The 15,510-nt window shown below is 37.8% G+C and carries 14 protein-coding genes; 11 read left to right on the top strand and 3 right to left on the bottom strand.

The genetic code is table 11. The annotated features are described in order from the left end of the window. The first annotated feature begins 50 nt into the window (after positions 1-50). From BMY21_RS12600 to truA, 9 genes are all read left to right on the top strand, one after another. Complete coding sequence (locus BMY21_RS12600) at positions 51-248, top strand: DNA-directed RNA polymerase subunit omega (protein WP_074644762.1); 198 nt, start codon at positions 51-53, stop codon at positions 246-248. After that, positions 232-1,233: a tRNA (adenosine(37)-N6)-dimethylallyltransferase MiaA gene (gene miaA / locus BMY21_RS12595; RefSeq protein WP_256210449.1), complete on the top strand. Its 1,002-nt coding sequence runs from the start codon at positions 232-234 to the stop codon at positions 1,231-1,233. The genes BMY21_RS12600 and miaA overlap by 17 nt, the downstream gene beginning before the upstream one ends. Before the next feature lie 289 nt (positions 1,234-1,522). Next, positions 1,523-3,424, top strand: coding sequence for a 1-deoxy-D-xylulose-5-phosphate synthase (gene dxs / locus BMY21_RS12590; protein ID WP_074644760.1), 1,902 nt, complete (start codon positions 1,523-1,525; stop codon positions 3,422-3,424). Beyond that, entirely contained in the window at positions 3,412-4,242 is an 831-nt protein-coding gene (gene folP / locus BMY21_RS12585) for a dihydropteroate synthase (protein WP_074644758.1), read from the top strand. The genes dxs and folP overlap by 13 nt, the downstream gene beginning before the upstream one ends. A gap of 111 nt (positions 4,243-4,353) precedes the next feature. Then, positions 4,354-5,172, top strand: coding sequence for a diadenylate cyclase CdaA (gene cdaA / locus BMY21_RS12580; protein ID WP_074644756.1), 819 nt, complete (start codon positions 4,354-4,356; stop codon positions 5,170-5,172). Further along, positions 5,147-6,151, top strand: a complete 1,005-nt coding sequence (locus tag BMY21_RS12575) for a CdaR family protein (RefSeq protein ID WP_074644754.1) — start codon at positions 5,147-5,149, stop codon at positions 6,149-6,151. The genes cdaA and BMY21_RS12575 overlap by 26 nt, the downstream gene beginning before the upstream one ends. Next, a complete protein-coding gene (gene acpS / locus BMY21_RS12570; protein WP_074644753.1) occupies positions 6,151-6,525 on the top strand; it encodes a holo-ACP synthase in 375 nt (124 codons plus the stop codon). Before BMY21_RS12575 ends, acpS begins: the two co-directional genes overlap by 1 nt. Positions 6,526-6,543: 18 nt before the next feature. After that, entirely contained in the window at positions 6,544-7,422 is an 879-nt protein-coding gene (locus tag BMY21_RS12565; RefSeq protein ID WP_074644751.1) for a DUF2225 domain-containing protein, read from the top strand. After that, on the top strand, positions 7,423-8,220 hold the full coding sequence (gene truA, locus BMY21_RS12560; protein WP_074644749.1) for a tRNA pseudouridine(38-40) synthase TruA: 798 nt from the start codon (positions 7,423-7,425) through the stop codon (positions 8,218-8,220). Between the two features lie 78 nt (positions 8,221-8,298). On the opposite strand, the gene priA is transcribed toward truA, so the two are convergent. The 3 genes from priA to thiI are packed head-to-tail and all read right to left on the bottom strand — an operon-like array spanning position 8,299 to position 12,294. Beyond that, positions 8,299-10,320, bottom strand: coding sequence for a replication restart helicase PriA (priA, locus tag BMY21_RS12555; RefSeq protein WP_074644747.1), 2,022 nt, complete (start codon positions 10,318-10,320; stop codon positions 8,299-8,301). 13 nt (positions 10,321-10,333) lie between these two features. Then, positions 10,334-11,083: a uracil-DNA glycosylase gene (locus BMY21_RS12550; RefSeq protein ID WP_074644745.1), complete on the bottom strand. Its 750-nt coding sequence runs from the start codon at positions 11,081-11,083 to the stop codon at positions 10,334-10,336. Positions 11,084-11,118: 35 nt separating this feature from the next. Next, the gene (gene thiI, locus BMY21_RS12545) at positions 11,119-12,294 is read right to left on the bottom strand and encodes a tRNA uracil 4-sulfurtransferase ThiI (protein WP_074644743.1); all 1,176 of its coding nucleotides are present in this window, start codon (positions 12,292-12,294) and stop codon (positions 11,119-11,121) included. 343 nt (positions 12,295-12,637) lie between these two features. Here thiI and BMY21_RS12540 point away from each other — a divergent pair, with 343 nt between their 5' ends. Both BMY21_RS12540 and BMY21_RS12535 read left to right on the top strand, forming a co-directional pair. Beyond that, a complete protein-coding gene (locus BMY21_RS12540) occupies positions 12,638-13,999 on the top strand; it encodes a hypothetical protein (protein ID WP_074644741.1) in 1,362 nt (453 codons plus the stop codon). Further along, the coding region (locus BMY21_RS12535) for an OmpL47-type beta-barrel domain-containing protein (protein ID WP_143064234.1) at positions 13,992-15,510 on the top strand (1,519 nt) is incomplete at its 3' end. The genes BMY21_RS12540 and BMY21_RS12535, both read left to right, overlap by 8 nt.

Below are 15,510 nucleotides of genomic sequence, written 5' to 3'. Positions count from 1 at the left end.
TAAGCCCATGGAATTGTTAAAATAATCTATTACTTTTGAGGGGTACTATAATGGTTTTTCCTTTGGAACAGTTAGTTGAGTTTGATGAAAATATCTATGAAATAACAGTTGCAGCAAGCCTTCGTGCATATCAGATGGCTAAGGTTGATGACCCGGAAATCGCTGCAAATCAGGATAAGGTTGTTTGTGCAGCTGCAAAACAGCTTTTTACAAAAAGAGTAACTTACCGTATTGAGCACAAAGACTAACAAACCTGCTGAAGAAGGCAAAATACCAGTTCTTGTTATTTTTGCACCTACAGCTTCAGGAAAGACTGCCTTAACGAGGGAATTATTTTCACCTCAAGGCAGTCATTTTATTTTAAACGCCGAAATAATAAGTGCAGACTCTCAGGCAGTCTATAAAGGAATGGATATAGGAACTGCCAAACCTGATGCTGCACTTTGCCAGGAAATCCCGCATCATCTTGTTGATATTCTTTCTCCAGAACAGCAGTTTAATGTATCCGACTTTATAGATGCAGCTGATCTGGCTTGCCGCGATATATATTCACGACATAAACTGCCTGTTATATGTGGTGGGACTGGTTTTTATATCCGAAGTTTCTTATATGGAATTGCTCCAACTCCAGTTTCTGATCCTGAATTACGCGAAAAACTGAAAAGCCGAATTAAAACTGAAGGAAATGATGTTTTATATGAGGAATTAAAACAGATAGATCCCGAAAGTGCTGCCAGAATTCATCCTAATGATGCATATCGTATTTGCCGTGCCCTAGAAGTGTATTACCTTTCCGGTAAAACAAGAACTGAATTCAAAATTGAACCCGAGCTTCGCAGTCAGTATGATTTTCTGTTTTTAGTACTTGAGCCTCCAAGGGATATTCTTTATCAGCGTATTAGAGATAGGGTAGATATTATGTTTGCTGATGGCCTGGATTCAGAAGTAAAAGCCCTGATTAAACAGGGTTATCACAAAGATACTCCCGGCCTTAAAGCAATCGGCTATAGTGAATGGTTTGATGAGGATGGATCTTTACTTGGCGCGGATAAGCTGGATGAAATCAGAGAAGCTATTAAACATCACAGCTGTAAATATGCAAAAAAACAATATACATATATTCGGGGAATTCCGGGAAGCACAGTAATAGATTTTAATGGCACAGAAAAAGATTTTGAAAAAGTGTGTGGCTTAGTTAAAGTGTTTGCCGATAATCATTTGATAATTCCATGAGATATTCTGATTTAGAAAAATGTCAGTCTTCCCCTTGACAGAGAGGGTGATTTTTGGCAATATATAAAAACTTATATAAGTTTTAAGGAGTGCCATCGTGCCTTGTGGAAAGAAAAGAAAGCGCCAGAAGATGGCGACACATAAGCGAAAGAAGATGCTTAGACGTAATCGACATAAGAGCAAGTAGTTTTTAGGTCGAGACTATGTGTTGAAAGACCGCGTATTACGCGGTCTTTTTTTTGCACCGCGGTGGTTGAACTTGTCGAAACCACCTTTAAGAGGTTGAAAAATTTTACTTTCAAAAATACATTCGCCACAGGATATAAAAAAGCTTTCTCAAAAAGAACTCAAGCAACTCGCTTCAGAAATCCGTACTACTATAATAAATGTTGTTGGAAAAAATGGCGGTCACCTTGCAAGTAATCTTGGAGTTGTTGAACTTACAATTGCGCTTCATCGCGTTTTCAACAGTCCCGAAGATGCAATTGTCTGGGATGTAAGCCATCAGTGTTATACACATAAGCTTCTTACTGGCCGTTATGAAGAGTTTCCAAGCCTCCGAAAAGCTGGAGGACTTTCCGGTTTCACAAATAAAAACGAAAGTGTACATGACTATTTTATAAACGGACACTCATCAACTTCAATATCTTCAGCTCTTGGACTTCTTACAGCACGTGAATTAAATGGTGAAAAGGGAAAGGTTATAGCAGTTATTGGTGACGGTGCACTTACAGGTGGAATGGCTTTTGAAGGTCTTTCTCACGCCGGTCAGCTTTCAAAAAATCTTATTGTAATTTTGAATGATAATCAGATGTCAATTGACCATAACACAGGCTCTGTATCCCGTTATCTCAGCCGCCTTACAATGACAGCCGGTTATCAGACCTTCCGTTATCGTGTTGATAAAGCAATTGATAAAATACCATATATCGGACGTCCTCTTGAGAAATTTATTTTCCGCGTAAAAAGAGCTGTCAAAGGCCTTTTGCTTACAAACAATCTTTTTGTTGATTTAGGCTTTGAATATGTTGGTCCTCTTGATGGACACAATGAAGCTGCCCTTGAAAAACAGTTGCGTCGTGTAAGCCAGCTTCATCGTCCTGTGGTAGTACATGTAGTTACAAAAAAAGGAAGAGGCTATAGTCCGGCAGAAAATAATCCGGAATTATTCCATGGTATTGGACCATTCCAGATTAGTGATGGTACCGTAGAAAAGTTTGATGCTCAGAGTTTTACAGAAGCCTTCAGTAATTTGATGTGTGAAGAAGGTGAAAAAAACAAAGATATTGTTGCAATTACAGCTGCCATGGCAAAAGGTACAGGGCTTTCTGCTTTTTCACACAGATTTCCGGATCGTTTTTTTGATGTTGGAATTGCAGAAGAGCATGCAGTTACTTTTGCAGGAGGTCTCGCAAAAGGCGGTAAAGTTCCTGTTACCTGTATCTATTCTACATTTATACAGAGAGCCGTAGATCAAATGGTGCATGATATAGCACTTCAGAAAGCACATTCAGTTTTTATACTTGATCGTGCCGGTGCTGTTCCTGCTGATGGAGTTACTCATCAGGGAATTTATGATATAGCGCTTTTCCGTCCAATTCCTGAACTTGAATTGATGACCGTCTGTAGTGCAGCAGATTTAAAACTTTGCTTTGAATGGGCAGTAGATAAGGGAACCTCTGTTATAATCAGATACCCTAAACTTACCTGTCCTACAGAAGTTCCTCAGATGAGTCAGCCGGTTGAACTTGGACGAGGCATCTTTATTCCTTGTACAGAATTTGTTATTGAAAATATAAGTGAAGCTGAACTAGAAAAAAAGAAAAAGAAGATTTTGATTACAGCTACAGGCGGAATGTATTCCGAGGTACAGAAGGCTGTTCGTGCAGTTCTGCTTGATGGCGGATATGCAGATGTATATCTTCTTCGCTTTATTAAACCTTTTGATGAAACCTATTTTATTGAACTGGCAAGTCGTTATAATGGCGTTGTTTTTGTTGAAGATGGTGTAATTGCCGGTGGAATGGGTGAATATCTGGCAGGACTTCTTGCCGAAAATGGAATGAAAAATACACGTGTTCTTGGCTTTGAAGATAAATTCTTTAGTCATGGCTCACGTGAAGAAGTTCTTGAGATGGCAGGTCTTTCGCCGTCTCACATCAAAAAGGCGGTAAAGGAATGTTACAACTAAAGTTTGGCTTAAAGCGCGCCGCAACAGAACGGCCAGCATTCGTAATGGGAATCGTAAATGTTACACCAGATTCATTCTATCCAGATAGCCGTGGCGGCGTCGACCGTGCGCTCCGTCTCATAGAAGAAGGCGCCGACATCTTAGACATCGGCGGCGAATCAACGCGTCCTGGTTATACCCCCGTAACTGCCGAAGAAGAAATCAGCCGCATTATGCCGGTTATCGAAGCCGTACGTCGAGAATCTTCAATCCCAATTTCTATAGATACAAATAAATTTACAGTTTTTCGTGCCGCCTTTGCTGCCGGAGCCGACATCTGGAATGACGTAACCGCACTTAGCGGAACACAGACCGTAGCAAACTCAGATGGAACCGCCGCTGCTGCCGCTGAACCTTCAATAGAAGCTGCAGAATACATTGCTAAAACCGGAGCTTCAGTAATCCTCATGCATACAGGTCCTGGTTCAATAGAAGAAGTTTCTAACTTTCTGGGACAGCGGGTTGTATTCTGTGTTTCTAACGGTGTTTCATCAGATAAAATCATCGTTGACCCCGGTATTGGCTTTGGAAAAACAACAGAACAGAATCTTGCACTCATAAAAGAACCAGCTGCTCTTTGCGGTAACCGTTACCCTGTTCTTATGGCTCTTTCCCGAAAACGCTGTATCGGTGACATGACAGGTCGTGCTGCAGAAGAACGGCTGGCAGGTACTCTTGCTGCAGATATGATATCAGTTCAAAAGGGCGCAAAAATAATCCGTGTACACGATGTTTCTTCTGCAATTGATACGTTAAATGTGATGAAATTTCTCCGATAATATAGTATAATTTATCATAATACGTCATTGCGAGGAGCTTGCGACGAAGCAATCTGTATAGATTGCCACGCACTTCGTGCTCGCAATGACACAGTAGTTTAGGAAGTTTCAATGCTCGGTTTTGACAGAATCTTATATCTTTATGATTTCATACGGCCGTTCCTCGATATAGCTGTCATGACATTCATTCTGTTTAAGGCATACGATTTTATCTCAAAAACAAACGGCGTTCAGATGCTTAAATCACTTCTGATCGTTGTAATCGTTTATGGTGTTGCAGTTCTCTTAAAACTTCAGACAATCCTCTGGTTAATGAACATAATTGCACCGGCACTCATAATTGGGTTTGCCCTTGTTTTCCAGCCGGAAATCCGTAAATTATTTATCAGAATTGGACAGAACGGCTGGTTTGCTTTTGGTACCCGATCAAAGCATACTTATGTTGATGCCGTTTTGATTGCCGCAGAAATGCTTTCTCAGCAGAGACGCGGTATGCTTGCCGTTTTTATGCGCCATACTCCAATGGAAAATCATATTCAGACAGGAACCCGTTTGAATGCGGATCTTTCTTCAAGTCTTCTTATGACAATTTTTGGTAAGGATACATCTCTTCATGATGGAGCCTGCTTTATTCAGGGCGGAAAACTTATTGCTGCCGGTTGCTTCCTTCCAACTTCAGAAAACTACACAATCAAAAAGACTTTCGGTACACGTCACCGTGCAGCCCTTGGTCTTTCAGAAGTTTCTGATGCAGTTGTACTCGTTGTATCTGAAGAAACTGGTGCACTTAGTCTTGCTTATGATTCAAAGCTTAATTACGACCTTACAATAGAAGAAGTTCGAAAGATTCTTGAAAATCTTCTTGAAATCACTTCTGAAGCTCAGGTACTGGAGGATACTGTAGATGAACACAAAACATTTGCGCGATAAAATCCTCGACAAGTGGCCTGCTAAGGTAATCTGTCTTATTATTGCTATCTTCCTGTATTTCTTTCATCAGGCCTCTATGATTGATTCAAAAACTATCGTTGTTCCACTTGAGATTATTGAGAATGGAATTGTAATGCATATGGGAAATACTCCAGGTTCTGTTTCTGTTGTGGTGAGAGCCGGAGAAGAAACAATTAAGTCAGTTCTTCCATCTGATATTTCTGCTTCAATTTGTCTTGATACAATTACACAAAAGGGAACTTATAAGATTCCTGTAAAAATCACTCTTTCAGAAAGCCTTATGGCTTATGATCCTTTTGAAGTAAAACTGAAAGATGATTCTATTACAATTGATGTAGATAAAAAGGCAATCAAATATGTTCCGATTGTTCCGTCAGTTGTAGGTGAAGTTGCGCATGGTTATGAAATTGATTCAATTTCAATGAGTCCTTCAACAGTAGAAATTGCTGGTCCTGAATCAGTGGTAAATGCAACTGAGCAGATTTATACAACTCGTCTGAACGTATCTAATGCAGAAATCAATTTCTCTACAGAAACTTCATACCAAAAATTAAATAAACTTCTTACAGTTCTTGATGAAGGTCCATTTAAAGCCGAAGTTACAATTAAACCTCAGGCAATGGAACGAACTTTCCAGGGGATTCCAATTGAAATCTTTAATCTGGATGATTCTCTCGAAATTAAAGATGAACTTCCTTCTGTTATGATTAAGCTTTCCGGAACAATGCCTGTATTGGAAAACTATATACTTTCAAAGCATGCCGTTCAGTTGAATCTAAAAGATGTAACTGAACCTGGCGAATATGAAATTCCTCTCAGATATGTACTACCTGCAAATCTGCAGCTTGTAGAAAAATCAGATGAAGAAATAACCGTAACAGTTATAAAAAAATCTGAAAAAAAAGCTGAATCAGAGGAAGCTGCAGCAAATTCTGCAGACGAAGCTGGAGTTCAGTAATGATTGCAGGAATTGGAACTGATATTGCTGAAGTAAAGCGCTTTGAAAAATGGGTGAAGAATCCCGAAATGATAGAACGTTTTTTTAATGAAAAGGAACGTTCATCTGCAAAGTCTGATTCTGCAAAATGTCAGCACTATGCTGTCAGATTTGCTGCAAAAGAGGCCTTTTCAAAAGCTCTTGGAACAGGAATTATAGGCTTTAATCTGAAAGATGTTTATATAACAAACAACAGTGAAGGTAAGCCAGAGTTGAATATTGAAGGGGCAGCGCTTTCTTTGCTCAAGGAAAGACTTGGAGATTGCAATGCATTCGTAAGTCTTAGTCATGAAAAAGAATATGCGGTTGCTTTTGTTATATTAGAAAAAAAATAGATTAAACAGGGGGATAAAATGGCTACATCAAAAAAAGGCGGACCAGAAAAAAAAGTTGGAATTTCCTACTGGTCTAAAGATAAGGTAAGTTGTCCTGTCTGCAAAAAAGCCTTTGAACGAGAAGTAATGCGAAGCGGTAATGGTCGTATGATTGCCGGTGGACTTACAGAAGAGCTTCATCGTATTTATGAGCCGTCAGCAAAATTCGGCCGGATCTATCCTCTGATTTATGAAATTGGTGTTTGTCCTAACTGTCATACAGCACTTTTCTGGAACGATTTTACTGAAAAAATTGATCCAGATGATGCAGATAAACTTTTTGAACATTCAGAAAAACGTCATAAAGCCTGCGAAGAAATATTCCCTTATTATAATCTAAAGCATGAGCGTTCTCTTTTTGATGGTACTGCAATGTATTATCTTGCACTCATGACTTATGATGATATGGGACCTTATGCTTTGCCAACAATGAAAAAAGCTATTATTACATTGAGACTTGCCTGGCTCACAGCAGAAATCAACCAGCGTTGTGCAGATCATAATTATGATTTAATTTCGAAAATGTTCTACAGTAAAGCATTGTTCTTCTATCAGCAGGCTGTTATAAACGAAACAGAACGAATTGAAAAGAGTTCTACTTTAAATAATATGGGCCCTGATATTGATAAGAACTACGGCTGGGATGGAGTAATCTATCTTTGCGGCCTTCTTGAATATAAGTATGGTCAGCAGGAAGATATTCAGATGAGGTTGAAAAAACTCAGCGAATCAAAAACTGCAATTGCACGTATTTTTGGTTTAGGAAAATCTTCTAAAAGTAAACCTGGTCCATTGCTTGAGCATGCTCGAAACCTCTATGATAATCTTTCAAAGTTAGTTAATGATGATGAGTTCTAAATGCGCAATATACTTCTAACTATTTCATATGATGGTACAGACTTTTGTGGCTGGCAGCGTCAGGATGATGCTGTAAGCGGCGGTGAAGCAGAACGTACAGTACAGGGCGAAATAGAAAAGGCTCTTGAAAAAATCCACAAAGAAAAAACTACTCTTTACGGTTCCGGTAGAACAGACAGCGGTGTACATGCTGTAGGGCAGGCTGCAAATTTTTATTCACCAATTGATTCAATGCCGGCAGAAAATTATGTAAGGGCTTTGAATGCATTTTTGCCATCTGATGTAAGGATAATGGCTGCCCGTGAGGTCACGGAAGATTTCAGTGCACGTAAATCTGCAACAAGCCGTGTATATCGCTATTTTATTTCTTTTGGAGATACTACGGCTGCAGATAATATGCGCTTTACCTGGCTTGTAAAAAATTATACACCGAATCTTGAGCGACTGAATAAATACTGTGAATGTCTGAGGGGAGAACTGGACTGTTCTTCTTTCGCTGCAAGTGGTGATGATAGTGTTTCAAATAACCGCTATATAGATGACGCAAAGTTTTTTATACAGAAAGACCGCTGGGGAAACGATCTGCTTGTTTTTCAGATTGAAGCTAATGCTTTTCTGTGGAAGATGGTCAGAACACTTACAGGCACTCTTGTGAATCTTGATAAAACAAATGCTGCTGAAGATTCAATGAAAAAAATCCTGGAAGCACAGGACCGTAAAGTCGCCGGAGTAACAGCACCACCTACCGGTTTATTTTTGTATGAAATCAAGTTCGACGGAATCCGCCGGCATGTATAATTGCCGTCATTGCGAGCGGAGCGAAGCAATCCAGTTACAGGATTGCCACGTCGCTGCGCTCCTCGCAATGACGATATCTTATAATAAACTCACAGGATCCACATCATATTCAATATAAACATTCTGATTATGAGTGTAATCAAAAAGCAGTTTACGCGCTGCATTCTGAAGCGGAATGATTGAACCACCTTTTAATAAAATCTGATATCTCCAGGAAGAATTGATTTTCTCAATAGGACATTCTGCAGGACCAATAATTTCCATCCCGCGCGGAGCACCTTCTTCGAGAATCTTTACTGCATCTGCTGCAGTCTGTGCGGCAAGTGATTTATTAAAGCTTCTGAAAACAAGTCGGAGCAGTCGACTGAAAGGAGGGAAGTCAAGCATCTCGCGTTCTGCAAGTTCACTTCCATAAAAATCTTCTATACGGCTCTGGCAGGCATAAAGCACAGGTCCTTTACCAGGGCTGTAGGTTTGAACAATAACTTTTCCGTCCGGAAAATAACGGCCGGCTCGTCCTGCAACCTGAGTAATCAAAGAGAATGTTCTCTCTCCGGCCCTGAAGTCCGGCATATGGAGTCCGGCATCTGCAAGAATAACTCCAACCAGCTGAAGGTTAGGGAAGTTTAGTCCCTTAGCAACCATCTGTGTTCCAAGCAGAATATCGTATTTGCCCTGTCGGAAATCTTCGAGGGAAGTTAAGAGTTCGTCTTTATTTTTGAGGACATCGGTGTCCAGACGGAGAATACGGGCATTCGGAAACTTTGCACGTGTTTCAGCTTCTATATATTCTGTTCCAAAACCAGAACTTCCAATGTCGAGTGAACCGCACTGTGGGCAGCTTTCCGGTGGATATATTGACCATCCGCAATAATGACAGCGGAGTCTGTTTTCAATTTTATGGTAGGTTAGTGGTACAGAACAATTTTTGCATTTTAATTCATATCCGCATTGATTGCAGCGGAAAAAGTGAGTGAAGCCGCGGCGGTTTAAAAACAAAATTGTCTGATGTTTCTGTGCGAGTGTTTTATTTATTTCATCTTCAAGAGGTTTAGAAATACAGCCGTCATTGGGGTAATATGAAAGATCTATACAGGAAATGTGAGGCATCTCTCCACCGGCTAAACGTTTTGTGAGACGGTGTCTTACAATAGAGCCGCCCTGCATTCCATACCAGGCTTCAACACTTGGTGTAGCACTTCCCATAAGAAGCGGAATCTTAAGTGTAGAACAGCGGTGCATAGCAACCTGTCTTGCGTGATAACGTGGATTGTTACCGGATTTATAAGAACCGTCATGTTCTTCATCAATAATAATAAGTCCAAGATCAGGAACCGGAGCAAAAACCGCAGAACGTGCACCAACAATTACGCGGGCTTCCCTGTGCATGATTCTATGCCATTCAGAAAGCCGCTGAGAAGGAGTGAGTCCTGAATGAAGCACCGCGGCAGTATTTCCAAACCGGTCTGCTACGGCTTTTACAACCTGACCCGTAAGTCCAATTTCCGGTACAAGGTAAATAACCCCTTTTCCCATTTCAAGAATCTTTTCTGCAAGTGAAAGAAATACTTCGGTTTTACCAGAGCCCGTCGGGCCGTAAAGGTAATGGAAAAGTCCGCCTCCGTCATTGCGAGCGGAGCGAAGCAATCCACTTGCACTAAGAATCTCCTCAACCGCCTTTGATTGCTCAGGGGACAACTCATTCTTCTTTTTCTCACCAACTTCTTCTTCAAATCCAAAGCCGCCTGCACTTGTTTCTCGGCGTCCACTTGGAATCATTGAAAAAACAGCTTCTCCAAGTGTACAAAGATAATAGCGTGAAAGCCAGTGAGCCATTTCAATCAGTTCTTTTCCAAAAAGAGGTTCTTTATCTATTACGCGTTTTATCGGGCGGATTTTTTCAGGGGCAACAGGACAGTTTTCCGGTAATTTGTCGCTGATATTAATGATGAATCCCTGTGTCTTCTTGTTACCGAACATAATTTCTGCACGTTTTCCGATTGCAGGAATAAGTTCAGGTTTTTCTTTTTCTGGAGGAATATAAGAGTATGTAAAGCCCTGATTAACAGGCAGATTCAGTATGATTTCGAGATACTGCATTAACTACCTGCCGTTAATTATTATTTATTTCGTCTAAGCGTTTTTTGAAAAGTTTCAGGTCTTCCCATGCCGGGCGTTTAAGCTGTTCATTACGAAGCAAGGCACTCGGATGATAAGTTGGCATAACCGGGATTCCGTTATAATCAAAGAATTCACCATGCTGAGCATTTATTGAAATACTCTGACCTGTAATTTTTTCGATTGCAATTTTTCCCATACAAAGAATCATCTTTGGCTTGAGAATATGAATTTGAGTCTCAAGGAAACTGAAGCAGGCAGACTGTTCATCTGGAAGAGGATTACGATTCTCTGGTGGGCGGCATTTTACAATGTTTGCAATATAACAGTTAGTTTTACGATCCAATCCGATTGCAGCAAGCATTCGGTCTAACAAAATACCTGCTTTTCCTACAAAAGGCAGCCCCTGCATATCCTCGTCATGTCCAGGACCTTCTCCAATTACAAGAACATCTGGAGTCTGAACACCCATACCAGGAACAACATTGTTACGGGTACGAGCAAGTCCACAACGTGTACAGCGAAGAATCTTTGCATTGAGTTCTTCGATAGTAAGACCAGAATTTGCATTCGCAGAACTATCTGTCATTGTCGGGATTGGCTCGACAGTCATTTCTTGTTGTGGAGTTTCTGCATCGTCTGTAAATACAGGCTCTGCGGCAAATTTCTCCCTTGTATATCCGCATTCATAAGCATCTGCAGTTTTGAGAAGTGTATAAATTAGTTGTTTATCAGCTGCTTTCATAATTCATCGTCATGCTGAACTTGGTTCAGCATCTTTTAATCTGTTTTCTTAACAGGCTCTCCGTTCACAGTAAGTTTAATTATTTCCCGTTCCTTATAAGACTTCTCAATCAACTCATCAACTTCGAGCGAGTTGTAAATCTCTTCGGCCTGTTCTGCAGTACCTCTTAAAACAGGATGTCTTGGGCTGAACAATACACAGCAGTCTTCATATGGAAGAATTGAAGTCTCATAAGTATCAATAAAATATGAATCTTTGATGATTTCTTCCTTATCCATACCGCAGAGAGGGCGGAGAAGTGGAAGTTCAGCAAAATGCTCGGTAACTGTCATATTTTCAATAGTCTGACTTGCAACCTGACCAACACTTTCACCTGTGATAATACATTTAGCGTTACAGCGATGTGCAAGACGATTAGCAAGCTTCATCATGCAGACACGGAGCATAAGAGTAGACCACGCTTCCGGAGCTTTTTCCTTAATCTTCATCTGAACATCTGTAAAAGGAATAACGTTCAGATAAGTTGTGATTCCGTAATAAGCAAGCTTCTGTGCAAGTGTAACAACCTTCTGCTTGGCTTCTTCAGATGTATATGGATAAGAATGGAAATAACAGCATTCAATTTTCATACCGCGGCGAAGCATACGGTAACCCGCAACAGGAGAGTCCAATCCACCGCTCAAAAGCAAAAGTCCTTTTCCGCTGCAGCCAACAGGAAGTCCCCGGCAGCCTGTATTAGAATCAGTATAAACAAAACAGCGTTCTCGAACTTCAACATAAATGATTGTATCAGGATGATGAACATCAACCTTCATTATTGCTTCAACATCACCTGCAGCTTCACAGCAGATTTCGTAAGAGTTCATTGGAAAACTTTTGTCTGCACGGCGGGCATCAATCTTAAAAGTTTTGCATCCGCGTTCAGCTTCCTTTTTAGCAATTTCAAAAACGGCACGGCTGATATCTTCAATAGTCTTTTCGCAAACTTCAGCCTTAGCCCAGCCGGTAATTCCAATAAGATGATTAAGTGTAAACTCTACTTTTTCAGCAGCAGCTTCTTCGCAATCAATATAAAGACGTCCTGCACGAAGCGCTATTTTTGCTCCAGTGCCTTCCAGATATTTTGCTGCATTATGTTTTAAAAGATTTTCAAATTCCTGAATATTAGAACCTTTAAGAGTAAGTTCTCCAATTTTCGCTAGATAAGTCATAGTCTTATTATAAACGGAAGTTATGAAGTTTTAAAGTAGGATGTAAGTATACTTTAAAATAACCATGGTTATTTTATGTGATTGTAAACATAAAATGAAATATATATTATTAAATAATAACAAAATGTTATGACATTTGTCATAAATTATTAACAAAATGTTATGACATTTGTCATAAATGTGATTTTGAGGCTGATTTCTTAATTGACAAATTTTATATATATGCATTATAAATTGCGGTGGAAAAAAGTTTTATGATTAAAAGAATTTTAAAAAATAAAAAAATTAAATTTCTTTTTTCATAAATTCTTTAACTCTAAATAACGGGAATGGAGTTTTGTTTATGAAAAAACATTTGTTTTCTTTTCTAATTTTTGTATTAATTTATTGTCTGTCTGCCAATGAAATGAGAGTTGGTAATGGAATTACCGAAATGCAAGCCGCTCAGAATTATGATGGTACTGCATTAATTCTCTATGTTCAAAATGGCTCTCTAAAAGCAATAAACGCGGATGAGTCTTCAAGGTTACAAAAAATTGATTTGCCTGAAGAAACAGGGGTTATAACAGATGTGCAAGGTTTATGTTTATCTGAGATAGACTCTAATTATTTTGTATGTATCGGAAAAGAAAATGATATCTACAAATTGATAACTATTAGACTTGATTATGAAAGTTCAATTGAATTAAAAAAATATGCATTAAATTTTGAACAAAGTGTTTTTTCTAATTTTTCATTGAATTACAATGATGAATCAAAAGTTTATAACTATTCCTTCCTGAATAATAATATTTTATACAACATTTCAATTTCAGATAATGAAGTAAATGAAATTAAATCAATTTCTAATCCAGATGATATTGTAACTTCATATAAGTTTTATTACTGGTATGAAGGAGATTTGATTGGTTATTATATTTCGAATGATAATACAAAAATTACCTTCTTAAAGAAAAATGGTAATCAATTTGAAAAAAATGATATTAACTCTAATGGTGTAATTGAATATGTTGATTTCTTTTATACTGAAAATAAAGATTTATATATGATGCTTTTTGCTGATAATAAAACAATCTTATTAAAGTATAATAATTTCAATTTTGAAGAAAAAGAAAACACACAAGGATATGCTTATTATCCTGAATTAATTTCAAATAACAGCTTGTCAAATAAGATTTCATTCTATGATTCAACACTTACAATAAAAAGAAATTTACTTGAAGACAGTTATATTGCATCTGATGCAAAAATAATTTTCAGCGATGAAAATAACGTTAAGATGATTTATAAAACTGATAATAAATGGAAATTACTGAATATAACTCAAAACAATATTCAGGATGTTGAATTAAATCTGGCTTCAACAAATCAGTTTGCAAATTATGTTGATGATCATTTTATTCTTTTTGAAGATTTAGATAATAAACAATTTATTGTAATTTCTCTCGATGATTATCAAAAGGTAAAAGATATAGCTGCAGAATCAATTATGGCTGGAACAAAAATTAGACGAAGAGAAAGTCAGAATGTTTGGATTTTTGAAGATGAAAAATCTGTTACTCTTCTTTCTGATGAATTAAATGTCATTAATAAATCTAACAAAGAAAAGTTTATATTAACAAATTCAAAAAATGATAAGTCAAAAACTTGTGTTTATAACAAAGGTTCTTTGATTGTAAACAATACAGAGGTGGTTTATGAATAAGAAAAAGTTTGTTTTAGCTCTAATTTTAACATTAGGATTTTCTCTTTTATTTTCTGAGACATACACAATATCAAATTCAAAAAGAGGTGGTATCTATCTTACTGTAAATTCAACTGCCATAAAATCAGGTAGCACATTTTATTTTAAAAATCCTGTAAATGTTTCATGGTCATCATATGGAAGTCAAGTTAGTGCAAGTGGTTCTTCATATATTTCTTCTGATTATAATCTAACGATTACTGTAAATTATTATAGAACAGAAACAAAGTGGGTATGGGATGGTCCTCTTTGGGGACATAATCAAGATTATGATGTATATGATAGTTCTGAAACTCATACTTTTTTATTTAGACAAGATACTCAGGGACCTTCAATTTCAATTAATAATACTGCTGCCTGTATCGGTGCTAATGTAGAAATAAGTGCTTCAGCAAGTGATGGTCAATCTGGTGTAAATCCAGGGTCTTGGAATGTTTCATGTAGTCAACTAGGAATGTCATCTTCTAGTAATAGTTTTAATTTTAACAACAGACCAGATGGAACTTATACTGTAAGCTTTAGTGTGAGTGATAATCTTGGAAATAGAAATACAGTATCAAGAACTTACATTCTCGATCAAACTGCACCAAAAGTATCTTATTCACGCATGCCAGACGATTATTCTAAACAAGCTATAATTCAAGCAAATGTAGAAGAATCGAATCTTGATACAGTTTCTTACTCATACAAGTTAAATGGTGTTGTAGGTACTGGAACTGGAAGCGCTGCATCTCTTGATAGAGAGGGTAAATATACTGATTTCTATTTTTCTGCCAAAGATAAAGTTGGATATACTGGTTCTAGCTCAAAAATCAGTTTTACAGTAGATAAAACTCCACCTGTAATCACAGTTGACCCTTATACTAAAGACTGGACAAAATCAGCTGTTACAGTTTCAGCAACAGCTACTGATAATTATTTTCTTGATACTTCAAAATGGAAATATAGTATTGACAACGGAGATAAAGTTGAAATGTCTCCAAGTCAGGATTTTAATAAAGTCTTTGATTTAGACACAGGAATTCATAATATTTATATCTATGTTTCTGATAAAGCTGGAAATGATGCAATATCAGAAAAAATTACACTAAAAGTCGATAAAGTTAATCCATCAACTCCTGTTCTCACACTTACAGATCCAAATGTTGGTGGAATAACAATTGTAAATGGAAAAGCAAATAAATATGGTTCTTCAGTTACAATTACACCAAAGAGTACAGATGAAAATTCTGGAATATCGACTTATAAGTTTTCTACAGACCAAAATAACTGGACTACAGGTTCAAGTTATCTTTTAAATAAAACTGGTTCATATACAGTTTATTGTAAAGCTGTAGATATGGCAGGAAATGAATCCGGTACTACGACTGTTGAAGTTTACATTGATAATTCAACCCCATCAATTAATTACACAACATTTAATAGTGATTCATGGTTTTCAAGTTATAAAATCTTGTTAACAGCAAATGGCT

Origin of the sequence: Treponema bryantii, assembly GCF_900111035.1 — a bacterium.
In the GTDB taxonomy this organism is placed as follows: Bacteria; Spirochaetota; Spirochaetia; order Treponematales; family Treponemataceae; genus Treponema_D; species Treponema_D bryantii_C.
The sequence above is the reverse complement of the archived record's forward strand: the minus strand, read 5'-3'. Positions and strand labels throughout refer to the sequence as shown.